A 22,593-nucleotide genomic window follows, 5' to 3' on the forward strand; every position below is an offset into this window, starting at 1 on the left:
GCCGAAACAATTCGGCCTATCCCAGTTGGATCGCCACCTCGGCCCCGGCAGCCCTGCGCTCGATGCGGACCTCGCCGCCGTGGTTCAGGACGATCTGCTTAACGAGGCTGAGGCCGAGCCCTGCCCCCTTACTTTTCGGGGTGACGCGGTAGAAGGGCTCGAACACCAGCTCCCGGTGCTCGGCCGCAATGCCCGGCCCCTCGTCTGCGACGCTGATCCGCCCGCCGCCGGCTGCCGACACAGAGACAGTGATCATGCCGCCGCCGCCGCCATGATCGATGGCGTTGCGCAGGAGGTTGCTTACCGCCCGCGGCAGGGCCGAAGGACTGCCCTTGCGTTTCAAGCTTTCGACCTCGCTCTGAAACGTGATCTGGTAACCGGCGCCGATCGCGAGCGGCGCAAGATCGGCCACCACGGTCCGGGCGATTTCGACCAGATCGACGGTCTCATGGAGATCGGTCGCCTGGTCGTTGCGCTCGAAATCGAGCAGCTGTTCGGCCGTCTCGGCCAGACGCGCGACGTCGTCGAGCAATCGCCGGCGCTCCTGCCCCTCGGCCGTTCCATCGATCCGCGTCTGCATGATGGCAATCGGCGTCCTCAGTTCATGCGCCGCATCGATCAGGAAGTGCTGCCGCTTGCGGTGCTCGTTTTCCAACCGGTCGAGCGCCTCGTTGAAGGCGATCACCAGCGGCGCGACCTCCCTCGGAATGCCTTCCAGCGGCAGGCGCGCATCGTAGCGGCGCGGTTCGATTTCCGATGCCTTGCGGGCAACTTCGCTGACGCTGGCAAGCCCGCGCCTGATGATCCTGGGAACCGCCAGAAAAACCGCGGGCAAGGCGACGGCAAACAGCGGCACGTAGATCGGATAAACCGCGCCCATCAGGGTAAGAACCGGCCAGCCTTTGTCGGCGACGCCGCCGAACAGCACCCGGAGTTCGCCCACCGGGGTCTCCGCGCTCTCGACCGAGGCGATCTCGTCCGTGCCGGCCGCCCCTCTGATGTCGGCCCCTTCGAACAGATAGGTCAGACGCGCAAGTTCGCTATAGGCTGCGGGAATTGTCCCATAGGATACGAAGGAGCCGTTCGTCGTGGCCGCGACATACCAGAGCCCGTCATATTCTCGTTTCAGCGCGTCGAGCTCCGGCGTATCTTTGACTTCGAGTCGCCCTTCGGCATCGAGTGAAACGGCCGGCGCCAGCACTGATGTGATATGGTCCTCCAGCGCGACATTCGGCGAGAGGATCGTCGCACCATAGAAGCAGAGCCCGATGGTGACGGCCGTCACCACGCCCGCGAAGACGAGGCTGAGCTGCCAGCTGAGCCGCCACCAGAGCGAAGGATTGGACTTGCTCCCCCCGCCAATCATTCTTCCCTCATGAGATAGCCGACGCCGCGGATATTGTGGATCGAAACCTCGGCCCCGGCATCGGTTAGCCGCTTTCGCAGCCGCGATATATGCGCATCGAGCGCGTTCGACTGAATTTCTTCCTCATAATTGTAGACCGCCGCCTCCAGCGTCGAGCGCAGCACGGTCTTTTCCTTGCGCTTGGCGAGGGCGGCGAGCACCAGAAGCTCGCGCCGGGGCAGATCGAGCGGCGTATCGCCGACGCTAACGCTGAGATGTAAGGGATCGATCACCATCCGCCCGGCCGTGATCTTGAGTTCGGAAAGGTTCGGCTGCCGGCGCAGCACGGCCCTGAGCCGCGCCATCAGCTCTTCGACCAGAAACGGCTTGCCGAGATAGTCGTCGGCACCGAGATCGAGCCCTTCCACCCGCTGCTTCGGCTCGTTCAGCGCCGTCAGCACGATGATCGGCGTATCCCTCCCCGTTCGCCTGAGCTCCGGAATGAACCGCAGCCCCTCGCCATCAGGCAGGCGCCGGTCGAGCAGGATCGCATCATAGTGGTTCTGCCGCGTCAGCTCGACGGCATCGCCGAGATGCATTGTGTGATCCGTCACGATCCCATGCTTGCCGAGCGCCGCCGACAGCGCCCCGGCCAGCTCCCTCTCGTCCTCGATCAACAGAATCCGCATCGCCCACCATTCCTTGCGCCCAGGTTTCGGCCGCAAGGGTTGCAGCAACATTGCGGAACTTGAAAGGCAGCCGGTCATGCTGCCGCAATTGTTGCCGCCGAGGATCGGGCATCCCAATCCAGGACGTCAGCATGATCCGCTTCAAATCCATCCTCCGTGTCCTCCAGACTTACTTCCTCTCCGCCTTCATCCTCGCCAGCCTGCTGGCGGGGCCGGTGGCTATATTGTTCGTGAGGTAGATCCGCTGGTGACCAATGAGCACGACCGGATATTTTTCGTAGAAAGTGAAAAAAGCGTCCCACCGTGTGGCCCCCTCATCTGCCTGCCGGCATCTTCTCCCCGCTGGGGAGAAGGGACCAAGCCGCACGACTCCCCTTTCAACCGAAATGTCGGAGGGGCGAGGCGCTGCCACGATTCCCCTTCTCCCCGCGGGGAGAAGGCGGCCCGAGGGTCGGATGGGGGGCCACACGGTAGATCTTTCAATTATCCTTTTCTTACATCACGCCCCGGCCGCCGCCATTCTTCCCCGCACCTCCAGAAACGCCGCCGTCAGCCGCGCCAGCACCGGCGAGGTAACAGTCCCGTTCGCCCCGCCGATCGGATCGACGATGTGGATCTGCCGGAGATCCTCCATGAATTCGTCCCAGAGCGGCTGTCCGCCCTCTTCCAGCAACTCGGCGCGAATGCTGAGATCCTCGCTCACCGGCAGGTGACGCCTGCCCCAGGCGCCGATCATGGCGAAGAGGGGAACGAGCTGGATTGCCGGTTCCGTCAGGCTGTAGATTGCTTTCTGGCTATGGCTCGGATCGTCACGCTTGCTGATGAAGCCAAGCGAGAGCAGCCGCTTCAGCCGGGCCGCCAGGATATTGGAGGCGATCCCCTCCTCCGAATGAGTGAGCAGATCGCGGAAATGCCGGCGGTTGCCGAACATGATGTCGCGGATGATAATCAGACTCCATCGGTCGCCCAGCACCTCCATCGTCAGGTTGATCGGACAGCCGGACCGTAATTCTATATCCACGAAGCATCTCCTATGGAAACCAGTTGCATTATAGGATCACTTGTGCGAGATAACAACTAGTTTCAATCAGCAATCAGATGGAGGAAAGCATGTCCAAAGTGCGCGTCGCAGGGTTTTCCGTTTCCGTGGATGGTTTCGGCGCCGGGCCGGAGCAAAGCTTGAATGATCCGCTCGGAAAGCGCGGGCCGGAAATGTTTCAGTGGTTCTTCCACACGCGCACCTTCCGCGCGATGATGGGTAAGGACGACGGTTCCACAGGCATCGACGAGGATTATGCGTCCCGCGCCATGGCCAATTTCGGCGCCTTCATTCTCGGGCGCAACATGTTCGGCCCGATCCGCGGCGAATGGCCCGACGATGCCTGGAAAGGCTGGTGGGGTCCGAACCCGCCTTACCACGCGCCGACCTATATCCTCACCCATTATCCACGCGAACCGCTCGTCATGGAGGGCGGCACCACCTTCCACTTCGTCACCGGCGGCATTCATCAGGCGCTCGATCAGGCGAAGGCGGCGGCCGGCGATAAGGATGTGAAGATCGGCGGCGGAGTGGCGACCGTCCGCCAATATCTGCAGGCGGGTCTGATCGACGAGCTGCATTTCGCCGTTTCGCCCGTCGTGCTCGGCAAGGGCGAAGCGATGTTTGCAGGCATCGATCTTCCCGCGCTGGGCTTCCGCGTCACCGAGCATGTCGCCAGCGAAAAAACCACGCATCTCGTGCTGGCGAAATAACCGAGCCGCCGGTTCAGTCCGGCGATCTCTCCGGCGTGAGCGGCGCCGGAAACACATTCATCCCGGCGCCTGGACGAGGCGGCTGTCCAAGGCCATCTCGCCCGGCTTCAGCAGCGTCACATTTTGCCCATGCTTTTCATCGCGTTCTGCATGTGCATCTTGCAGTCGTCCATCTTGTTGGCCGTCATGGAATCCTTAGCCATCATCATTTCCTTGGACGCCATTTCCTTCTTTTCCTTCATGGCCGGATCGGTCATGGCGTCCATGTCGGACTGCATTTTCATCATCGACGCCTCGTCGCATTTCATCATCGCATCCTGTGCAAGGACAGGCAGTGCGGATGCGGCGGCGACAACGATGGCTGCAGCTGTGCGTTTCAACATTGTATTCTCCTCCTTTTGGGCAGCGTTGCCCGTTGCAAATGGTGGAATGCAAGTTCCCAAGAACGTGCCGCGGCGCGGGATGAAGACATGTATAAATCAAGGACGTGAGATTATCCCGGCATCACCCGGTAGACGCATGCCATCCCCTCCACGCCCCGAAGCGGAGCCTCGAAGGCGACCAGCCTGTGGCCGGAGAGCAGCCGCCTGACGTCAGGCGCGGAAAACAGGGCTTCGGATAGACAGATCTCGCCGGCCTCGGCCAATGATTGCACCCGTGCCGCGACATTGACGGTCTGCCCGAAATAATCGAGGTTGTCGTTCAAGGTCACGGCGATCGACGGACCGCAATGGGCGCCGATCTTCAGAATAATGCTGGGGTCGCCATGCTCCCCGTTGAAGCGTTCGATTTCCTCGAGCATGTGCAGAGCAGCCGAGACGGCGTCGCTCGGGCGGGAGAAGGCAGCCATCACCGCGTCGCCGATCGTCTTGACGATTGCGCCCGAATGCTCCTGTACAGTGGCGCCGAGCAAGGCGAAGTGTTCACGCACCAGTGCATAGGCATTGAGATCGCCGAGCCGCTGGTACATCGCGGTCGACCCCTTGAGATCGGTGAACAGAAGCGTCACCTGGCGAATGCCGAGGCCCTCCCTTTCATCAACGCATTCGGAGCGAAACAGCCGCCGAAATGTCTGGCGCGCAAGCAGCATTCCGCCCGACATGTAAGGATCGAAATCGAGAACGGGCTTGATGGCCTGCGCCAGAATCTCGGGCGGCCAGTTGATGAGAAGCAGCGAGCCACGCACGGCAGCCGAGTTCTCGACTTCGAGGATGACCGGGCCGGGCCGAACGGCTGATGACGAAGGGCAAAAATGCCGACCGTCATACCCGATCCTGAGGAGTGCCGGCGCCGTAGCGGGCTCGCCTGCCACCGGCAGCGCAAAGCTCGCCTGGGTCTCGACATTGATGCCGGCGAGCGCACCCGGGCCGAGTTCAGCCCTGATCGTCGTGACCGAACCCGGTGCCAGGAAGGAAAGGCCGCGCGCCAGCCCTTTCAGGACGTCGAGAAAGCGGACCTGCTGACCGGGCAGTCGCGCATCGCTGAGAAACCGTGCCTTCCAGTGAAAATCCTCGATCGAGAGCGAGCCGGGATCATGAAAAGACAGCCGGCGCAGCTGCGGCGACACTGTGAAGGTGACCTCGATGAAATCGTCGAGATCGGTTTCGCCGGAGACGTCGCACAGGCCGCAGACATAGTGCGTCTTCAGCGTCCTCAAGGCGCCGAAACTGTCGAGCACCATTCCGGATTGGGGACACACGACGTCCCAGCGCATCTCGAACAAACCGCTGCGCGTTGCATGGAGAAAGAGATCGATGCTTTCCGCCTCCGAAATGGTGCCGTCGTGCGCGAAAGCCAGCGGGTTGATGCGGTAGAGGGACAGATCGTCACCGCTGCGGATCAGGTTTTCGAATTTGGCGATGCCCCGCGGGCTCCAGGACCGGGCCTGCCGGATCTCGGTCATCTTGCTCTCAAGGAGCCGTTCCTGAACGTCAGTCATCTGACGCCTCACAAAGTTCGGCCGGGCCATGCGACCGGGGATCGCCGCGATTATAGCAGACGCTCGTCCGGGCGGATCAATCGGAGCCTGGCCGAGCAGAAGTCTTACGGATTAGCCCGGAAAGGCGACGCTGGGGTTTTCAGAGCTTTTCCCGCTCGACATCGCTTATGTCGGCATTCGCCATCTGCGACATCCGGACTGTGTCAGCGGACCATGACGCTCAGCAGTCTTGTTCTCGACCTGTCGTCAATTAAGCGTGTCCAAGTAGCTGTGGCATTGCTGCAGAATGAGCGTAGAGTACGCATCATCGGCCCGTAGGATACCGGCACGACCGCTTGAGAGACCATCGTGCTCTTGCCGCTTCATAGAGGGTACGAAGATGCTCTTGTCGCTTATTTCACTCGACGATAGCCAGATAACCATCGTCACCGATGCCGTTCGGCAATGGTGCTGCGAGAAAAAGCTCGACATCGACAGCATCGAAGGACGCCGCGCCGTCACCGTTGCCGTCGATCTCGTTCAGCTGGACATCGCCCAGAACCGGCTTTTTGCCGAATTGTCGAAGCAGTTGGACCACCAGTAGGAAACAGAAATCGGTCCATCAGGGCTGCCCCCGGCGCCGTGACAAGGTTGCGATAATCCGTGGCCGGTTCGCAAAAAGCCTCTCATTTGCCGTGTCGAGGTCCTTTGTTAGGAATTCACCGTGTCCCGGCCGGATTCGAGCTTTTCAAGGTAGGCTGCGAACATCTCGGCCATGGCTTCGGCGTAGGTTTCGATCTCGCCCAAGCTTCGGGAAGCCTCCGAGAACTGCTTCCCCACCGTGGCGAGCGTCGTGACGATCAGGTCACCGGCAAGCGCCCGGCTTGCCTCCGGGACCGATGGCAGCACCTCCTGCATGAACAGCCCGATGATGCGGTCTCCCGACGCCCTCGCCGCCTGCGCCTCCGGCGCATCCCGATAGAACGGCGCGGCGTCGTGAAGCGCCACTCGCATCGCCGCTTCCTCACACTCGGAGCGAAGAAAGGCGTGAACAAGGCTGCGCAGCCGTTCGAACGGCGGTCTTTGTGCATCGGCAAGAATGTCGGCGAGCATGTCGTTCGTCTGCCGCCATTCGTCGCTCTGCAGCCGGAAGAGGATTGCCGCCTTGTTGGGGAAATATTGGTAGAGCGAACCGGTACTGACGCCCGCCCTCTCCGCTACCCTCGCCGTGGTGAAGCGATGGGCTCCCTCCCGTGCCAAAACCTGAGCAGCAGCATCGAGGATCGCCCCCACGAGCTCCGTCGAGCGGGCCTGCTTCGGCTGCTTTCGTGAAGAAATCCGCGTACTTGGCCGGTCGCTCATAGCAGTGCTCCGCAATGCGATTAGAAAATGCGAGGGATTATTCGTATTTTTGAGGCAGCGCAAGAACCTCATCATTCCAAGGAGCCCTCCAATGACGACACTGACCACCGCGCCGCTCGCGCCTCTCCTCCTCCGCCTGTTCGAAGAAGCCGCCGCGGCGACGAGCCCCGCCATATCCGAGCTTTCCAGCGACGAGAGAATGCGCCTGATCAGCAGCAAGACGGAATATCTCGACCTTTACGGGCGACTGAAGGATCTCTGGCTTCCCGTCTCGCGCGAGGCCGGCACGCTGCTCTACATGCTGGCGCGCAGCTGCCGTGCTCAAACGATCATTGAGTTCGGCACATCCTTCGGCATCTCGACCCTGCACCTTGCTGCAGCACTGCGCGACAATGGCGGCGGCCGGCTGATCACCAGCGAGTTCGAACCGTCGAAAGTCAGGCGGGCGCGCGAAAACTTGACGGCTGGAGGCCTCATCGACCTTATCGAAATTCGTGAGGGAGATGCCCTCCACACCCTTGGCACCGATCTTCCTGATACGATTGACCTCCTGTTTCTCGACGGCGCCAAGGGGCTCTATCGTGATGTCCTGGAGCTGGTTGAAGACCGCCTGAGACCCGGCGCCCTCATCGTCGCCGACAATGCCGACGTCAGCCCCGAATATCTCGCCCGCGTTCGCTCAGCCGCCGCTGGCTATCTCTCCGTCCCGTTCGAAGAGGACATCGAGCTGTCGATGCGGGTTTGATATCGGGAGCCTGAGCAGGCGCTTCACAGCGAAGTCTGCACTTCACTTGCGCTCAGGCACTCGATCCTACCGTCGCTCGCCCTCCCATTGCTACCTCAACTGTGGGAACGACGCCGTGCGGCTTGCCTCTCTTCTCCCCAGCGGGGAGAAGATGCCGGCAGGCAGATGAGGGGGCCACACGGCACATCCTTCACTGCCTTGGCCTTGCTACACAAAGCGAAGGGCAGATATCGAACAACCCACCGCCCTCACGCACAACCCATCTTGCACATCCCCACTCCCTCACCTAAGGCAATGCAACCTCCCTTCCGCAAGGCCGCCCGGTGCTCCGCTTCATCCTCCACGCCCTCGCCGCTCTCATCCTGACGCTGCTCACTCAGATCGGTGGCATCGTCTATCTCATCGCCCTTGCCGCTGCGCACGCCTTCGGCCTCAGGCGATTTCCCGCAAAGCTCACACCCTTCCTTTTGTGCTACGCCGCCGCGACCGTCGCCACACAATTTGCCGCACCGGCATTCGGCCGCGTTCCGCTCTCCTGCCTGACAAGCGCCGAAGACAGGCTCGTGGTCCGCTCGCCGATCTACTGCGCACTGAACCGCAACTACGTCACGCCCAAGCTTCGCGATCTCGCAGAGGCGCTCGCCGCCCATATGGACGCGCAATTCCCCGGTACCGTCACCGTCGCGCTGGATGCGAACTTCCCCTTCGTTAACGGTTTCCCGCTGCTGCCGCATCTCTCGCATGCCGACGGCAAGAAGCTTGATCTCGCTTATTATTATAAGGATGCCGGCGGTGCCTTCCTGAACGGCGACACCCGCTCACCGATCGGTTATTTCGCTTTCGAGCAGCCTGGCCCGGGTGACGAAATGCCTTGCGCGGGTCGCCATGACTGGCTCACCACCCGCTGGAATTTCGATGCGCTGCAGCCGTTATTCCCGGCCTACCGGATCGATGAGCAGCGCACGGCGGCGGCGGTCGCCTGGCTGACGACAGAAGGGATCGCGCGCTTTGGCCTGCAGAAGATCTTCATCGAACCGCATCTGAAGAACGCACTCGGCATCACCGACGCCCATGTCCGCTTCCAGGGTTGCCGGGCTGCCCGCCACGACGACCACATCCATATTCAGATCGAGTGAGCGCATTCGAGCGCCAGCCCGGATCGGGCGCCGCAACCATCCGTGGCAGCGCCTCTTTCCAGCTGCCGGCCGATTGACTATTTTCGCTGCCCATATCCCTGAATGAGAGGTTTGCTTGTGAGTGTCGGCCTGATTGCCCTCCTTGATGATGTCGCAGCGCTTGCAAAGGCGGCCGCTGCTTCCCTGGACGATGTCGTCGCTCAGGCGGGCAGAGCCGGCGCCAAAGCCGCCGGCGTCGTGATCGACGACGCTGCCGTCACGCCGCGTTATGTGACCGGCCTGTCGGCGGCGCGCGAACTGCCGATCATCGGGAAGATCGCCGTCGGCTCCCTCAAGAACAAACTTCTGTTCCTCCTGCCGGCAGCACTCGCCCTCAGCCTTCTCCTGCCGCAGGCAGTGACGCCGCTGCTGATGCTCGGTGGGCTCTACCTTTGCTACGAAGGCGCCGAAAAGGTCTACGAGCTGGTCGTGCCGCATGCCGCCCATGCCCACGAGGCGGAGCTCGAGACGATCAGCATCGATCCCAAAACCTTTGAGGACGAAAAGGTCGCGAGCGCCGTCAGGACCGACTTCATTCTGTCGGCCGAGATCATGGCGATCACGCTGGGCTCCCTGTCCGAGTCGGGGCTGGCGGTGCAGGCGCTGGTTCTCGCCCTGGTCGGCACGATGATCACCGCCGCCGTTTACGGCGTCGTCGCCTTGATCGTGAAGGCGGACGACTTCGGCCTCTGGCTTGCCCAGCGCTCTTCCCGCTCGCGGACAGGGGCGTTCCCGCGCATGCTCGGACGCGGCCTTGTGCAGGGCATGCCCTATCTTCTCCAGGTGCTGGGTCTGATCGGGACGGCGGCGATGATCTGGGTCGGCGGCGGCATCATTGTGCACGGCGCCGAAAGCTTTGGCTTTGCCTGGCTGAGCCATCTGCTCCACGATGCCGGAGAAGGCGCCGCGCATGCAATGCCGGCCGTCGGCGGCGTGGTTTCCTGGCTGGTCCAAGCTGCCGGCTCAGGTCTCGTCGGCATCCTCCTCGGGCTTGCGGCCATCCCGGCCGTCGGCTACGCCGTTGCGCCCGCATGGCGGTGGTGCGCAGCACGCCTGCGCAGGATGAGGACTGCGTAAGCGCGGGACAGCAGATGTTGCTTACGTCGAAGCGCCGGCATCATCAACCGGCGTCCCTTTCATCATACGCACGCTGCGCCGCAAAAATTGCGTCCATGTTCTGCTCTGCCCAATGGCTGAGTGCCGAAACCGTATCCGTCAGCGTGCGCCCGAGCGGCGTCAGCGCATATTCAACGGTTACCGGCACGGTCGGAAAGATCGTGCGCGAGATCAGGCCGTTGCGCTCGAGCCTTCTCAGTGTCTGCGACAGAACCTTCTGCGATATGCCCTTGATATCGCGCCGGATGTGATTGAAACGCACCGGCCCGCCTTGCAGCCGGTCGAGGATCAGCAGCGCCCATTTGTCCGCCAGGCAGTCCAGCACCAGCCGCGTCGGGCAGCGATCCTCATAAACATTGTAGCTCTGCTCTGTCGTCGTCATTCCATCCTCCCCTTCCCGCCCCGGGTTTCCCGCAGGAAACCAGGTGAGAAAAAAGTGCTCTCTTTTCCGATCCCGTTTTCTCTGTATGTATCCTATGGAAAGATAGTTTCCAACAGAAACCACGGAGAGTGATATGAGCAGCAAAATTCTGGTTCTCGGCGCGACGGGCACCGTCGGCCGACATGTGGTCGATGGGCTTTTGGCGAAGGGCGAAGCCGTCAAGGCCGCCTCTCGCGCCGGCAAGCCGGTAGCCGCCGCCGAGGGCGTCGCCTTCGACTATGCCAGGCCTGAAACTTTCGGCCCGGCCCTCGAGGGCGTCGACCGTGCCTATGTGTTGCTCGCCTCCGGCTATGTCGACTCCAAGGGCCTGCTGCTGCCGGTGATCGAAGCGGCCGCTGCCCGGAAGGTGAAAGTCGTGCTCCAAAGTGTCATCGGCGTCGATGCCGACGATTCCATTCCCTATCGCCAGGTCGAGATTGCGCTGGAAAAATCCGGCACGCCCTATGTCATCCTTCGCCCGAACTGGTTTTCCGACAACTTCCACACTTTCTGGAAACCAGGCATCGACCACGGCCAGATTGCGCTTCCCGCCGCCGAAGGCAAATCGAGCTTCATCGACGCCCGAGACATCGCGGCAAGCGGCGTGGCGGTGCTCACCTCCTCGTCTTTCGACGGCAAGGCCTTCAACCTGACCGGCCCGGAAGCGCTCTCCTATGCCGAAGCCGCCGCCATCCTCTCCGAAGCGATCGGCAAGCCCGTCACCTATAACGCCGTCTCCGACGAGGCCTTCATCGAAATGCTGACGGGGGTCGGCGTGCCGGCCGGCTATGCGAGCTTTCTCGCTTCAATCTTCTATCCCGTCCGCCAGAACTGGACAGCCGTCGTGACCGGCGACGTCGAGACGCTGACCGGCAAGGCCCCGCGCTCGCTGAAGACCTACGCCGCTGATTACGCCGCGGCGCTGAAGGCGTAATCGCCACCCTGTCGTCGTCATGCTCGGCCTTGTGCCTGTCCTTGTGCCGAGCATCTGCAACCGGTGCAGCAGATCCTCCACGCAGGCTTGCTGCGGGCTAACACACTCTACGAGGGTCAGTATCTCCTCGGCAGCTCCATCGCCCGGCCGCTGATCGCCAAGCATCTGGTCGCCATAGCCAAGGAGATCGGCGCGGACGCCGTTGCCCACGGCGCGACCGGCAAGGGCAATGATCAAGTCCGCTTCGAACTGGCCGTCAATGCGCTCGATCCGTCAATCAAGATCATTGCTCCGTGGCGTCAATGGAACATCCGCTCCCGCACGCAGCTGCTGGAATATGCCGAGAAGCATCGGATACCTGTCCCGAGCGACAAGCGTGGCGAGGCACCGTTCTCGATCGACGCCAACCTGCTGCACACTTCGACGGAAGGCAAAATTCTTGAAAATGCAGCGGAGGTCGCACCCGATCATATCTATCGGCGCACGATCGATCCTGTCGACGCTACCGATGCCCCCGAGATCGTCACCGTCGGCTTCGAGAGCGGCGACCCTGTTGCCGTCAACGGCAAGGCAATGACACCGGCAGCCTTGCTGACCGAACTCAATGAATTGGGCGGCCGGCATGGCATCGGGCGGCTCGATCTGGTTGAAAACCGGTTTATCGGCATGAAGTCGAGGGGCGTATACGAGACACCGGGAGGAGCGATCCTGCTTGCCGCGCATCGCGGAATTGAATCGATCACGCTCGATCGCGCCGCCGCGCACCTGAAGGACGAGATCATGCCACGCTACGCCGAGATGATCTACAACGGCTTCTGGTTCGCGCCCGAGCGGGAGATGCTGCAGGCCCTGATCGACCGAAGCCAGGTCTTCGTCAGCGGCGAAGTGGCGATGAGGCTCTATAAGGGAAGCGCCTCGGTCATCTCTCGCACGTCGCCCTCCTCACTCTATTCCTCAGACCTCGTCAGCTTCGAGGAAAGCTCCATCGCCTATGATCATCATGATGCCGAAGGCTTCGTCAGGCTCAATGGATTGCGGCTCAAAAGTTGGGCGGTCCGCAATATACGGTGAGCGGCTGATCTTAACTCAGCAGCGCCATCTCTCAGCATCTGCCAATGCCTTCATCGAGGGCATTGCTCCCAACGCTTCAAGTGCTTCTTGGAGCGCACTATGCGGATCTCGCTCGCGGCCGAACCACTGCCCAATCCATGGGAAAACCGAGGAAGCTAATTTCAAACGATTTTAAAAAAAGCTAATCGATTTTAATTTTCTCATTCAAATTTTCTTGTTGCGGCGCGAGAGGATTTAACCATTTATTTCCGCAGATGCTCAGTATGTTCGTTGGAGGAACCCGCATGACTGTGACATTTCCGCTGACCGAGAAGCGCGACGCCGAGGCGTTGCTGAAGCACTTGACGATGCACAAACTTAGCTGTCCGGGAAACTGCGTCGTATCGCTCAAGGTACATGTCGCCCACGTCTCATCCTCTCATACAACGGCACTCGGCACCGCCCGTACCGCCTGGTAGGGTTGAATGTTCCCAGCTTTGCCGGGGTGTCTGGGTTCTGATGGGCGGCGTTTGCCGCTGAGGCTCCTTCCCCCTCATCTGCCTGATCCACCTCTTCTGCCAGCGGAAGAAGCGGAGCCAGATGCTATCGTTTCCTTCCTGTAGAAGAAGGAGGCAGGCGTCGACGTCTCACGAAAAATCTTGGAATACCAATCGCGGCTGACAGTCATTGCTGTGCCGGTAAAAATTCCTATTCTTGGCGCCGCCGATGGCGATGAAAAACCGGCGCTGCGGCCGCACGATAGGAAATTAGATCTCGTCATGACTATTCTGACACCACTGACCTATCTCAAACAAGGCGTGCTCGCTGCGGCCATGATGCTGGCGGCAATGATGACATTCCTGCCTCAGGCGCATGCAGAGCCATGCGAACAGGAAACTTTCGAACAGGCGACATACGTCGTTTGCACGCTGGAAGCAGGAAAAGCCGATCTGCGCCTGTTCTGGAAAGATGCCTATGGCGAACCATACCGCGCTTTTTCAAACCTCGCCGAAGCCCTTCGCTCCGAGGGGAAAACGCTGGCCTTTGCCGTCAACGCCGGAATGTACCGGGCCGACTTTTCGCCGATGGGACTGTATGTCGAGAACGGCGGGGAATTGAAACCTCTCAATACGGCAGGGGCCGGAGGCTCTGCCGGTCAGGTCCCGAATTTTTATAAGAAGCCGAACGGCGTGTTCTTTCTTGATGAAGCAGGCGCCGGCATACTTCCGACCGACGAATTTCTGAAGCGCGCCCCTAAGGTGCGGTTCGCCACGCAGTCCGGCCCAATGCTCGTCATTGCTGGAAAGCTGAACCCGATCTTCATCTTCGGCTCGACAGACCGAACCCGCCGAAGCGGTGTCGGCATCTGCACAAGCGGCGCAGTTCGCTTCGCGATCAGCGAAGACAGTGTCAATTTCCACGACTTCGCACGACTCTTCCGCGACCGGCTGAAATGTCCCGACGCGTTGTTTCTCGATGGTGGACGCGGTGTCGGACTCTTCTATCCGGTAATGGGCCGCAACGACCGCTCCTGGCACGGCGGCTATGGCCCGATCTTCGGCCTTGTGGAATAGGACGCGAGGCATCCCGCGTTCATCGCTCTCCGCGACCCCGTCACACGGCCTTTGAAATGAAGAAGCATGGCCACAGGCCCCTTGGACGGCGGCGGCCTGCAGGCAGCATGATCCGGATTTCGAAAGGATTGCATCTGACATCGTCACGGGCCGACCGGATCAATAGGCAAGCGGCAATTGCGGTCACCGCGCGATTAAGGCACGATGCGGTGCTTGAAGGAGAGCAGCAAGTGAACTCACGCTCATGCTGACAGGCTCATGTCATTGCGGCAAGGCGAGCTGGACGCTCCAAGGCGATCCTGGATCGATCACCGCGTGCAACTGTACCCTCTGCCGACGCTACGGCACGCTCTGGGCCTATGATTACGAAGGAGAGCGTATTGCGCTCACCGGCCAGACCGCCTCCTACACCCGCTCCGGCAGGGAGACGTCATCCCTCGAAATTTTGTTCTGCCCATCCTGCGCTTGCGTCTTGAGCTGGCGCGGTCTGCGCCTGCAAAAGGATGGCCGCCGCCGCATGGCGGTCAACATGCGGCTTGCACCTCCGGAACTCGTCGCCGATCTCCCCATCGATCACTTCGACGGGCTGGACACATTCAAAGACCTTCCCTCCGACGGGCGCTGCGTACGCGATCTCTGGTTCTGACAGGCCGTCATGTGTCGGCCTCGGGCGGCAATGGCGCCTCAACCGCGCCGAGCCGCCTCGATCGCCGCGACATCGATCTTTTTCATCGTCATCATCGCGTCAAAAGCACGCTTTGCCTGATCACCACCCGCCGAGAGTGCTTCTGAGAGGACGCGCGGAGTGATCTGCCAGGACAAACCCCATTTGTCCTTGCACCAGCCACACTCGCTTTCCTGGCCGCCATTACCGACGATGGCGTTCCAGTAGCGATCGGTTTCTTCCTGATCCTCCGTGGCGATCTGAAACGAGAAGGCTTCACTGTGTTTGATTGCAGGGCCGCCGTTCAGACCGATGCAAGGGATACCCGCGACGGTGAATTCAACAACCAGAACGTCTCCCTGTTTGCCTTCAGGATAATCTCCCGGCGCACGCGTGACAGCACCCACAGCGCTGTCGGGAAAGGTCGCGGCATAAAAGCGGGCGGCATCCTCAGCGTCTTTGTTGTACCATAGGCAGATCGTGTTTTTTGCCATTGCGCGGTCCTCTTAGTTTGCAATTCCCACTCAAATAAGAGGGAAATCGCCTTTCTCCAGCCCATGTAGGTTATTTCGGCAAAGGCTCCTCGGTTTGATCCATGCACACCCGGCACGCTGCGGTTTTCGCATCGCAAAAAGCGTGTCAGACTGTGCAAGCTGCGCATCGTCCGCGCGCCGATTAAAAGGGCCGAAGCCATGCACAAGTTCACCGTTACCCTCACCCGCGAAATCGAGGCCGATACCGCCGAGGAGGCAGCCTTGCTCCTGTACCAGGAACTTTCGAAGGGACCCGTCCCTGACCGCTACTCGGTCACCGACGAGACGAAGGTGACCACGGAGATAAACCTCGACCGGAACAAGGCTGATGAATTCGCCAGCATCGATCACACCGCCGATCCCGGCAACTGGTAAGGCCAGGCGTTCACAGGGACGGTCGCAACAAATCCCCTGCTTTACGCCGGGAGCGCAAGTGCGGTAGGTGCAGAATGCCGTTCCGGCGCGAACCCCGGATGCAAGCGGCCGCTCTATCGGAAATATGCCAGCCAAGGAAAACACGTGACCTCACCTGTCAAAATAGCCGTCGCCGGCGCGAACGGCCGCATGGGTCGCACCATACTGCCGCTGCTCGCGGCCGATCCGGCTTTTGCGGTCATCGGCGGCATCGGCCGTCCCGGCTCCGCCGGTGACGGGCTGATCGACCGTGGGGCAGCAATCGCAGCCGCCGACGTGATCCTGGATTTCACGACGGGAAATGCCGCTGCCGAACTCGCCGGCCTCTGCGCCTCTGCAGGCGGGCCGGCCCTGGTGATCGGAGCGACCGGTTTCGAGCCGGATGAGATCCAAAGGATCGCCGCCGCCGCCCGAACGATTCCGATTCTGCGCTCCGGCAACTTCTCCATTGGCGTCAACATCCTGGTCGGCCTCGTCGCCCAGGCGGCGCGCGCTCTTCCCGCGCATGGCTGGGATATCGAAATCCTCGAAGCCCACCACAACAGAAAGATCGATGCCCCGTCCGGTACGGCGCTGATGCTCGGCGAAGCGGCCGCCGAGGGGCGCGGCGTTTCCCTGGCATCTGTCGAGCGGCGCGGGCGTGACGGCGTCACCGGCGAGCGGCCGACCGGCGAGATCGGCTTCGCCGTCCTGCGCGCCGGCGGGCTCATCGGAGAACACAGCGTCCTGTTCGCCGCCGCCGACGAAGTCGTGACGCTGTCGCATTCGACTCTCGATCGCGGCATGTTCGCCCGCGGTGCGCTTGCCGCCGCCCGCTGGATCGCAGGGCGCGCACCCGGCGAATACAGCATGCGGGATATGCTGGGTCTGACGGCGGAAAGCGCGAATAGAGAATGAACGGAGGCTTGAACCACCTCCTTGAATCAGGGTCTGCACCGACGCATCCAGCCTATCGAGGATCGCCGCCGCGACGGCAACTTCGGTTCCGGCGAGGCCCACGGAACAGAACAGTGTTAACTCTTCGGGCGATCCTCGCCCCGCCACTTTCCCGGCAATGATCTCGGCGAGGTCAACCAGACGGCCGTCGCTGCCGGAGCCCGCCAAGAAAAAGGGCGATGGGTATGCGCGCGCCTGTTCGGGAGAATCCGTCGCGATCACGGCCGCGGCGTCTGCGACATCCAGGCCGAGTTCGTAACCGTGAAGCGTTTTCGGGCCGACAGTGTTGACGTGCGCGCCGGCCTTTAAATCGCCGGCGTGGAGGACGGGCGTTTGGCTAGTCGTTGCGCAGATGACGATGTCGGCGTCTTCAACGGCTTTCGAGACGCTGTCGACGGGCTCCACCTCAAGCCCCAGCGCGAGTTGCATCTCGCTTGCAAAGGCAACGCGATTTTTCTCGTCACGGCTGTAAACGCGGGCGCGATCGAGGTCGCGAACGGCGGCAGCCGCGGCGAGCTGGGTTCGCGCCTGCGCGCCGCTGCCGACGATGCCGACGATCTTGGCGTCTGGCGCACCGAGATGCCGGATCGCGAGACCTCCGATCGCACCGGTCCTGAGGCTCCCGAGGCGCGATCCGAGAACGATGCCTTTGAGCTTGGCGTCGTCGGCCGACCATACGGCGACGATCTGCGCATGCTCAGCCCCATCGAATGTGTCGTAGACGCGAAAGCCCGCAAGCGGTTTCTCGCCCAGGATACCGCCAACGGTAAAAACGAGATCGCCTCGGTCAGCAAACGACACATGATGCCTCGGCGGCGAGATCAACCGGTTGGCGGCCCTGGCATGGAAGGCGGTCTCCAGCGCATCGATCGCGACCGCCATCAACCCGCTATCGTCAATATACTTGTCCATCAGGATTTTCATCACGGCAACCTCCGATTCAGGCGGCATCCTGCAACCCCAATCCCGCTTGAGGTCAAGAGGCCGGATGGCCCGCCGCGCCGCGACGGCCTACCCCACCAGCCGCCGCGCCATCATGACATCGTCGATCTCCCGGCCATCCTCCAGCACGCCGCCGGGGATACGGCCGATCTCGGCAAAACCTTGCCGCTGGTAGAACCGTATCGCCACCGAATTTTCGGCGCTGACGAAGAGTTCCAATTGACCGATGCCGATATCGCGCGCGTGATCGGAAATCGCCTCCAGCAGTTTGACGGCAAGGCCGGTTCCGCGCAGCTTGGCTCTGATATAGACCATGACGACCGTGGCGCGGTGGGCCATCTTGCTCGACCGCTGCCGAAATAGGCCCATGATGCCGACGGGTTCGCCCTTCTGGAAGGCGATGAAAACCGGCTCGTTCAGCCGATCGCGCCACTCCTGCAGAGACAGAATTTCCCAGTCTTCGTAGCGGCTGGCAAAGGAGGACGGCTCGGCACAAAGCGCTTCCAGACGGATATGCCGGAAAGCCTCCACCTCGTCTGCGCCTATGAGCTTGATCGTCACGCCGTCTGCATCCATCTCCACCTCCCGGACTATCGGAGATATGTCATCGCAGCCGGCTGCAGTGGATGCAACCCGGAAGCGTGAGTTCGATTGGCGCCGCCTGGCCCCACCGCGGCCCCGCCAAGACTCAAGAGAGCCTCATTCTGAGGTGCGATCCGCAGGATCGCCTCGAAGGACGAGGCGGGTCTGTCGGCGGTTGATGAATGCAAGAAGCGGCGTTGGGCCGCGTGCTTCGAGGCTCTGCCCTCCGGGCTGCGCGCCTCAGCATGAGGGAGGTTGGAGGATGCCACTCCCTTATAGTGGCAGGCGTTGGAGGATATCGCGCCCGACAAGAGGGAGGCCTGGGCGCGAACACTGCTCCAAACTCCCTCAGCCCTGAAGACATGGAATTGGTGAGGGAGCAGAAGTAGTACCCGCAACAGCCTCAAAGGAAGAGGCGCGCGGTACGCTGTCAAACAAAGGGCAGTGCCAACTCCACCTACTGCGCCGGCGTTCCCACCCGGCCGCCTTTGCGCACGCCTGATTGATCGGGCTGCGCCTCCGGCTGATTGCCAAGCCGCAGATCCCATTGGCTGGGAGGCCGCATAACGGGCTGATCTGTCCTCGGTTCGCGGGTCGACCGCACAATCAGATCATCCGGTTCGAAGGCCGTCTGATCGCCAGGCCTCTCCATCTGAACCGGTTCAATTTGATAGAAGACGACGAGAAGAATTATCCCGACTACCGAGCACACGAGCGCATAGAGAATGAAATATTTCAGTGCATATCCCTCGCTGATCGACAGAGCTGCCTTGATAGCAGCGCGAATGATATTGCCTACATTATTGATGGATACTTCAAAAGATGGCAATAGATTTTAGCCGATCTTTGGAAAATTTCGAGAGTAGGCTGCATAAAATCAAAACATCTACTGGCGAAAATCGCTTAACTCCTCCCGCAATGCTTGATTTATTCAATATCGCGACAAAGACGGCGAGCGATAAACCAACAGCTCAACCTCGCTTATATCGCATCCGGAATTCACGGGGGCTGCAGCCCTCGCGCTCACGAAAGACGCGAGAAAAATAGAACGGGTCTTCGATGCCGACCATGGCTGCGACGGTTTCGATCTTCTCGTCTGACGTGGCGAGCAGCTGCTTGGCATGGTCCATACGCGCCCGAAGCTGGAAGTCCTTGGGCGGCATGCCCGTTTCGGCGATGAATTTCCGCCGCAACGTGGCTGGCGACATGCGGTGCTCGGCGGCCAACGAGGCAAGGTCGAGAGGCTGCAGCGACCTGCCCCGCAGCGTCTCGACGAGATCGCCGGTCGCGCCCTCGCTTTCGCGACCTGCAGCAGCGCTCGCCTGCCGCGCGGCGGTGATGACGATGCGATGGAGCCCCAATGCCGCCGAGGCCTGCCCGAGATGACTGTCGTCGACGAGATCGGCATGCAGCCGCGCGAAGAGCCGCACCACCTCCTCGATCTGGCGTAACCTCACGAGTGGATGGCGCTCGCCAATCAGCCGCATCCGCAGGAAATCCCGTGTGAACGAGCCTTCGAACAGCGCCCAGCGCTCGTCCCATCCGGCGTCGTCTGGCCCATAGGAATGGAGACGGTTCGGAAACAGCCAGAAGAGCGCCGGCCCTTCCACACGCTGGCGCCCGCCGGCGGCTGTTTCGAGAAAGCCCTGCCCGCGCTCCACCAGCACGGCCGCAAAACTCGGCAGCTTCCTGTCCTTCACCGCATGGCGCGCATGCTGCCTGCCGCTGCCGATCACGGCAAGCCCGCCTGCCGCAGCGAGGGGAGATCGATAGACGGCGTCAGCTTCTCTCATGAGCGAAAAATCCAGCTGCAACTTTCCTCCATGGCGATTGGCTCACGTAACAAGCAAGCTGGAGGCAGGAAAAGTCAAAGCAGGAATGAATGAAATGTCAATTGCCGTGAATGCCGCCGGGATGGGAGTGACGCAAACGCCCGTCGCCGCCCATGGCAAAACAATCCCCGCTGAAAAGCTCGGCCCGCTCGCGCCGACCGATCCCGGTATCGGTATCGAGGCCATTCGCCGCCGCTATGAGGAGGATGGTTATGTCTGGCTGAAAGGCCTCCTGCCGCGCGCCGAAGTGATCGACTTCCGCCGTTGGGTCTTCACCCACCTCGCCGAAACCGGCCTGCTGGCGCCCGGCCATGATTCGCACTCGGCATCGCGGCCGCCGAAGGCTTCGACTGGAATCTCGCCAACCGCCGCCTAATGTCGATCGTCCGTTCCGCCGCCTATGAAGGCTTCTGCGCCCAACCGCGACTCGTCCGCTTCATGGACGCCTTTGTCCAGGGCATCTCCTATCTCCATAAACGCAAGCTGATGCGCTATGTCCAACCCGGCACGGCGGTGGCCACGCCCGCCCATTATGACCTCGTCTACCTCCGCGGCGGCACCAGTCGCCTCGTCACCGCATGGATCCCGATCGGCGACATCCCGGCCGAAATGGGCGGTCTAGTCTATCTCGAAGGCTCGCATGCGCTCGGCCGCAGGATGGAGGCGGAATTCCAGACGAACAGCGGCACTCTCTCGCCGGAAGAGCGGATCAGCGCCTATAACGATCACATGGCCGAAGGCGGCTGGATCTCCAAGGATCTTCCCGACATGGCCGAGCGCTTCGACGCCCGCTGGCTCGCCGCCGATTACGAGGCTGGCGACGCCGTGCTGCACTCTCCCTACATGATCCACGCCGCCACCAACAACGAAGACCGTGCCCGGCGGCTGCGCCTCTCCACCGATATCCGCTACCAGAACGTCGACGACGAAATCGACGCCCGCTGGAACAACCACTGGAGCCTGGGGGATATGCTGTAGGGCTTTGGCTCCGCGCCGCAATGCTTCAGCCGAAGCCAAACCCGCCTGGGATCGATTTTTCCCGAACCAAGACAGCGACGGCGATATCGGCTAGACTTGCCGGGCCGGCAAGCTTGCCTGGAGGCGGTCCCCGGGGCCGGTGGGCGCTCGGCTGAGGGGGACCCCGCATGTCGGCAATCGCATCTTTGTTTCAGGAAGCCGCCCGCCTTGCAGCCGGATTTCGTGAGCGCGCGCCGAACCGCCATGTCCCCCGGCACGATTATGCCGCCTCGCTCGCCGCCTTCGATGAGCCGCTGCCGGCGGTCGGCGCCGATATGGCCGATGTCATCAGGCAGCTCGCCACGGACGCCGAGCCCGGCCTGCATTTCACCACCGGTCCGCGCTTCTTCGGCTGGGTCATCGGCGGCTCTCATCCGGTCGGCGTCGCGGCCGATTTCCTGACCAGCGCCTGGGGCCAGAATGCCGGAAACCACGTCGCCGCCCCGGCCGCGGCTGCCGTCGAAACAATCGCGGCCAGATGGCTTCTTGACATCCTGAAGCTGCCAGCCGAAAGCTCTGTGGGCTTCGTCACGGGAGCCACGGTCGCCAATTTCACCTGCCTTGCCGCCGCCCGCGGCGAGGTGCTGCGCAAGGCAGGCTGGGATGCGGATGCCAAAGGCCTGTTCGGCGCGCCCGAGATCACCGTGCTGATCGGCGACGACGCCCACACGACGGTCTTCTCCGCACTGCAATTCCTCGGCCTCGGTCATGACCGCGTGCTGCGCCTGCCGACCGATCCAATGGGCCGGATCGATCCGGCCGCACTCGGCGACGCGCTTGCCCCGGTCAGCGGTCCCTGCATCGCCATCCTCCAGGCCGGGCAGATCAATACCGGCGGCTTCGACGATTTCATCCGCTTGATCCCGGCCCTTCGGGAAAAAGGCGCCTGGGTGCATGTCGACGGCGCCTTCGGCCTCTGGGCACAGGCATCAAAGAAATTCAGCCATCTCGGCCGCGGTGTCGAGGCGGCCGACAGCTGGGCGACGGATGGTCATAAATGGCTGCAGACGCCCTATGACTGCGGCTATGCAATCGTGCGCAACGAGCTTGCCCACCGCCGCGCCATGACGATCGCCGCAAGCTACCTGCCGCTCGCAGCCGAGGGCGAGCGCGATCCTTCCCATTACGTGCCGGAGCTTTCCCGGCGCGCCCGCGGCTTCGCCACCTGGGCAATGCTGAAACATCTCGGCCGCGATGGCATCGCCGCCCTCATCGACCAATGTTGCGCGTCGGCCCGCCTGCTGGGCGAGCATCTCCAGCGCGAACCAGGTATCACTATCTTGAACGAGATCACGCTGAACCAGCTCATCCTCCGCTTCGCCGCCGACCGCCCGGACGATGAAAGCGACGCGATCACCCGCAAGACCATCGCAAAAATCCGCGACGACGCCACCCTCTTCGCCGGCGGCGCCAAATGGCGCGGGCGCGACGTCCTGCGCCTCTCCGTCACCAATTTCCAGACGACCGCAGACGAAGCCCGGCTGGCCGCTGACAGCATCATCGCTGCCTTCCGGAGTGTCAGCCGCGGCTGACGCCTGCGCTGACTGGCATTGTGTCGGGCCGGCCAATTCATTGTGTATGGCGCGATGCCG

The 22,593-nt window shown here is 61.9% G+C and carries 23 protein-coding genes and 3 pseudogenes; 14 read left to right on the plus strand and 12 right to left on the minus strand.

Translation table 11 applies throughout. From position 1 onward, the window contains the following. Positions 1 to 16 precede the first annotated feature (16 nt). The 3 genes from AMK00_RS13230 to AMK00_RS13245 all read right to left on the minus strand — a co-directional run bounded on the left by AMK00_RS13230 (position 17) and on the right by AMK00_RS13245 (position 3,055). Positions 17 to 1,366 (minus strand): sensor histidine kinase, encoded by a 1,350-nt coding sequence (locus AMK00_RS13230; protein WP_094299097.1) that lies wholly within the window; start codon positions 1,364 to 1,366, stop codon positions 17 to 19. Continuing rightward, positions 1,363 to 2,034, minus strand: coding sequence for a response regulator transcription factor (locus AMK00_RS13235; protein WP_064811715.1), 672 nt, complete (start codon positions 2,032 to 2,034; stop codon positions 1,363 to 1,365). The genes AMK00_RS13230 and AMK00_RS13235 overlap by 4 nt, the downstream gene beginning before the upstream one ends. Before the next feature lie 499 nt (positions 2,035 to 2,533). Next, positions 2,534 to 3,055, minus strand: coding sequence for a winged helix-turn-helix transcriptional regulator (locus AMK00_RS13245; protein ID WP_020921610.1), 522 nt, complete (start codon positions 3,053 to 3,055; stop codon positions 2,534 to 2,536). A gap of 89 nt (positions 3,056 to 3,144) precedes the next feature. On the opposite strand from AMK00_RS13245, the gene AMK00_RS13250 reads away from it, so the two are divergent. Continuing rightward, positions 3,145 to 3,786: a dihydrofolate reductase family protein gene (locus tag AMK00_RS13250; protein WP_064810644.1), complete on the plus strand. Its 642-nt coding sequence runs from the start codon at positions 3,145 to 3,147 to the stop codon at positions 3,784 to 3,786. 116 nt (positions 3,787 to 3,902) lie between these two features. On the opposite strand, the gene AMK00_RS13255 is transcribed toward AMK00_RS13250, so the two are convergent. Both AMK00_RS13255 and AMK00_RS13260 read right to left on the minus strand, forming a co-directional pair. Further along, complete coding sequence (locus tag AMK00_RS13255) at positions 3,903 to 4,169, minus strand: hypothetical protein (protein WP_064803359.1); 267 nt, start codon at positions 4,167 to 4,169, stop codon at positions 3,903 to 3,905. Between the two features lie 110 nt (positions 4,170 to 4,279). Then, a complete protein-coding gene (locus tag AMK00_RS13260; protein ID WP_064810645.1) occupies positions 4,280 to 5,725 on the minus strand; it encodes an adenylate/guanylate cyclase domain-containing protein in 1,446 nt (481 codons plus the stop codon). A gap of 379 nt (positions 5,726 to 6,104) precedes the next feature. On the opposite strand from AMK00_RS13260, the gene AMK00_RS13265 reads away from it, so the two are divergent. After that, positions 6,105 to 6,308, plus strand: a complete 204-nt coding sequence (locus tag AMK00_RS13265; protein WP_064803363.1) for a hypothetical protein — start codon at positions 6,105 to 6,107, stop codon at positions 6,306 to 6,308. A gap of 107 nt (positions 6,309 to 6,415) precedes the next feature. Here the strand turns inward: AMK00_RS13265 and AMK00_RS13270 are convergent, their stop codons facing one another. Further along, complete coding sequence (locus tag AMK00_RS13270; protein ID WP_064810646.1) at positions 6,416 to 7,066, minus strand: TetR family transcriptional regulator; 651 nt, start codon at positions 7,064 to 7,066, stop codon at positions 6,416 to 6,418. A gap of 91 nt (positions 7,067 to 7,157) precedes the next feature. Between AMK00_RS13270 and AMK00_RS13275 the strand changes: the two genes are divergently transcribed. From AMK00_RS13275 to AMK00_RS13285, 3 genes are all read left to right on the plus strand, one after another. Further along, on the plus strand, positions 7,158 to 7,811 hold the full coding sequence (locus tag AMK00_RS13275) for an O-methyltransferase (RefSeq protein WP_064810647.1): 654 nt from the start codon (positions 7,158 to 7,160) through the stop codon (positions 7,809 to 7,811). A gap of 323 nt (positions 7,812 to 8,134) precedes the next feature. Further along, on the plus strand, positions 8,135 to 8,947 hold the full coding sequence (locus AMK00_RS13280) for a hypothetical protein (RefSeq protein ID WP_064810648.1): 813 nt from the start codon (positions 8,135 to 8,137) through the stop codon (positions 8,945 to 8,947). Between the two features lie 117 nt (positions 8,948 to 9,064). Next, a complete protein-coding gene (locus AMK00_RS13285; RefSeq protein WP_064806206.1) occupies positions 9,065 to 10,063 on the plus strand; it encodes a DUF808 domain-containing protein in 999 nt (332 codons plus the stop codon). Between the two features lie 43 nt (positions 10,064 to 10,106). On the opposite strand, the gene AMK00_RS13290 is transcribed toward AMK00_RS13285, so the two are convergent. Continuing rightward, entirely contained in the window at positions 10,107 to 10,484 is a 378-nt protein-coding gene (locus AMK00_RS13290) for a winged helix-turn-helix transcriptional regulator (protein ID WP_020921619.1), read from the minus strand. 133 nt (positions 10,485 to 10,617) lie between these two features. Between AMK00_RS13290 and AMK00_RS13295 the strand changes: the two genes are divergently transcribed. The 5 genes and pseudogenes from AMK00_RS13295 (at position 10,618) to AMK00_RS13310 (ending at position 14,727) form a co-directional block, all read left to right on the plus strand. Further along, a complete protein-coding gene (locus AMK00_RS13295; RefSeq protein WP_064810649.1) occupies positions 10,618 to 11,457 on the plus strand; it encodes an SDR family oxidoreductase in 840 nt (279 codons plus the stop codon). Between the two features lie 87 nt (positions 11,458 to 11,544). Then, positions 11,545 to 12,528: pseudogene (locus AMK00_RS13300) on the plus strand (argininosuccinate synthase); the annotation flags it as partial. 284 nt (positions 12,529 to 12,812) lie between these two features. Beyond that, positions 12,813 to 12,986 (plus strand): hypothetical protein, encoded by a 174-nt coding sequence (locus AMK00_RS32570; RefSeq protein ID WP_164517789.1) that lies wholly within the window; start codon positions 12,813 to 12,815, stop codon positions 12,984 to 12,986. A 318-nt stretch (positions 12,987 to 13,304) separates the two neighbouring features. Continuing rightward, entirely contained in the window at positions 13,305 to 14,081 is a 777-nt protein-coding gene (locus AMK00_RS13305; RefSeq protein ID WP_064811717.1) for a phosphodiester glycosidase family protein, read from the plus strand. 244 nt (positions 14,082 to 14,325) lie between these two features. Then, on the plus strand, positions 14,326 to 14,727 hold the full coding sequence (locus tag AMK00_RS13310; protein ID WP_064803373.1) for a GFA family protein: 402 nt from the start codon (positions 14,326 to 14,328) through the stop codon (positions 14,725 to 14,727). 38 nt (positions 14,728 to 14,765) lie between these two features. Here the strand turns inward: AMK00_RS13310 and AMK00_RS13315 are convergent, their stop codons facing one another. Beyond that, positions 14,766 to 15,239 (minus strand): VOC family protein, encoded by a 474-nt coding sequence (locus tag AMK00_RS13315; RefSeq protein WP_064803375.1) that lies wholly within the window; start codon positions 15,237 to 15,239, stop codon positions 14,766 to 14,768. 198 nt (positions 15,240 to 15,437) lie between these two features. Between AMK00_RS13315 and AMK00_RS13320 the strand changes: the two genes are divergently transcribed. Beyond that, a complete protein-coding gene (locus AMK00_RS13320; protein ID WP_011425842.1) occupies positions 15,438 to 15,653 on the plus strand; it encodes a hypothetical protein in 216 nt (71 codons plus the stop codon). Positions 15,654 to 15,797: 144 nt separating this feature from the next. Then, the gene (gene dapB, locus AMK00_RS30800; RefSeq protein ID WP_082240354.1) at positions 15,798 to 16,589 is read left to right on the plus strand and encodes a 4-hydroxy-tetrahydrodipicolinate reductase; all 792 of its coding nucleotides are present in this window, start codon (positions 15,798 to 15,800) and stop codon (positions 16,587 to 16,589) included. A gap of 48 nt (positions 16,590 to 16,637) precedes the next feature. Here the strand turns inward: dapB and AMK00_RS13325 are convergent. The 4 genes and pseudogenes from AMK00_RS13325 to AMK00_RS13340 form a co-directional block, all read right to left on the minus strand. Then, positions 16,638 to 17,555 (minus strand): annotated as a pseudogene (locus AMK00_RS13325) (ornithine cyclodeaminase family protein); the annotation flags it as partial. 84 nt (positions 17,556 to 17,639) lie between these two features. Next, complete coding sequence (locus AMK00_RS13330; protein ID WP_064810650.1) at positions 17,640 to 18,146, minus strand: GNAT family N-acetyltransferase; 507 nt, start codon at positions 18,144 to 18,146, stop codon at positions 17,640 to 17,642. Positions 18,147 to 18,609: 463 nt separating this feature from the next. Further along, on the minus strand, positions 18,610 to 18,981 hold the full coding sequence (locus AMK00_RS13335; protein ID WP_064810651.1) for a hypothetical protein: 372 nt from the start codon (positions 18,979 to 18,981) through the stop codon (positions 18,610 to 18,612). 142 nt (positions 18,982 to 19,123) lie between these two features. Continuing rightward, positions 19,124 to 19,945, minus strand: a complete 822-nt coding sequence (locus tag AMK00_RS13340) for a helix-turn-helix transcriptional regulator (RefSeq protein ID WP_064811718.1) — start codon at positions 19,943 to 19,945, stop codon at positions 19,124 to 19,126. A gap of 94 nt (positions 19,946 to 20,039) precedes the next feature. Between AMK00_RS13340 and AMK00_RS13345 the strand changes: the two are divergent. Together AMK00_RS13345 and AMK00_RS13350 are read left to right on the plus strand one after the other, a co-directional pair. Further along, a pseudogene (locus tag AMK00_RS13345) lies at positions 20,040 to 20,962 on the plus strand (phytanoyl-CoA dioxygenase family protein). A 167-nt stretch (positions 20,963 to 21,129) separates the two neighbouring features. Continuing rightward, the gene (locus tag AMK00_RS13350; RefSeq protein WP_064810652.1) at positions 21,130 to 22,533 is read left to right on the plus strand and encodes a pyridoxal phosphate-dependent decarboxylase family protein; all 1,404 of its coding nucleotides are present in this window, start codon (positions 21,130 to 21,132) and stop codon (positions 22,531 to 22,533) included. Positions 22,534 to 22,593: the final 60 nt, after the last annotated feature.

This window comes from Rhizobium sp. N621 (assembly GCF_001664325.1).
Taxonomy (GTDB): domain Bacteria; phylum Pseudomonadota; class Alphaproteobacteria; order Rhizobiales; family Rhizobiaceae; genus Rhizobium; species Rhizobium esperanzae.

Coding starts and splice junctions, on each gene's coding strand:
- AMK00_RS13260 (WP_064810645.1), bottom strand. CDS start 5,725: ATGACTGACGTTCAGGAACGGCTCCTTGAGAGCAAGATGACCGAGATC.
- AMK00_RS13235 (WP_064811715.1), bottom strand. CDS start 2,034: ATGCGGATTCTGTTGATCGAGGACGAGAGGGAGCTGGCCGGGGCGCTG.
- AMK00_RS13340 (WP_064811718.1), bottom strand. CDS start 19,945: ATGAGAGAAGCTGACGCCGTCTATCGATCTCCCCTCGCTGCGGCAGGC.
- AMK00_RS32570 (WP_164517789.1), top strand. CDS start 12,813: ATGACTGTGACATTTCCGCTGACCGAGAAGCGCGACGCCGAGGCGTTG.
- AMK00_RS13230 (WP_094299097.1), bottom strand. CDS start 1,366: ATGATTGGCGGGGGGAGCAAGTCCAATCCTTCGCTCTGGTGGCGGCTC.
- AMK00_RS13350 (WP_064810652.1), top strand. CDS start 21,130: ATGTCGGCAATCGCATCTTTGTTTCAGGAAGCCGCCCGCCTTGCAGCC.
- AMK00_RS13330 (WP_064810650.1), bottom strand. CDS start 18,146: ATGGATGCAGACGGCGTGACGATCAAGCTCATAGGCGCAGACGAGGTG.
- AMK00_RS13265 (WP_064803363.1), top strand. CDS start 6,105: ATGCTCTTGTCGCTTATTTCACTCGACGATAGCCAGATAACCATCGTC.
- AMK00_RS13250 (WP_064810644.1), top strand. CDS start 3,145: ATGTCCAAAGTGCGCGTCGCAGGGTTTTCCGTTTCCGTGGATGGTTTC.
- AMK00_RS13295 (WP_064810649.1), top strand. CDS start 10,618: ATGAGCAGCAAAATTCTGGTTCTCGGCGCGACGGGCACCGTCGGCCGA.
- AMK00_RS13270 (WP_064810646.1), bottom strand. CDS start 7,066: ATGAGCGACCGGCCAAGTACGCGGATTTCTTCACGAAAGCAGCCGAAG.
- AMK00_RS13310 (WP_064803373.1), top strand. CDS start 14,326: ATGCTGACAGGCTCATGTCATTGCGGCAAGGCGAGCTGGACGCTCCAA.
- AMK00_RS13320 (WP_011425842.1), top strand. CDS start 15,438: ATGCACAAGTTCACCGTTACCCTCACCCGCGAAATCGAGGCCGATACC.
- AMK00_RS13255 (WP_064803359.1), bottom strand. CDS start 4,169: ATGTTGAAACGCACAGCTGCAGCCATCGTTGTCGCCGCCGCATCCGCA.
- AMK00_RS13315 (WP_064803375.1), bottom strand. CDS start 15,239: ATGGCAAAAAACACGATCTGCCTATGGTACAACAAAGACGCTGAGGAT.
- AMK00_RS13275 (WP_064810647.1), top strand. CDS start 7,158: ATGACGACACTGACCACCGCGCCGCTCGCGCCTCTCCTCCTCCGCCTG.
- AMK00_RS13290 (WP_020921619.1), bottom strand. CDS start 10,484: ATGACGACGACAGAGCAGAGCTACAATGTTTATGAGGATCGCTGCCCG.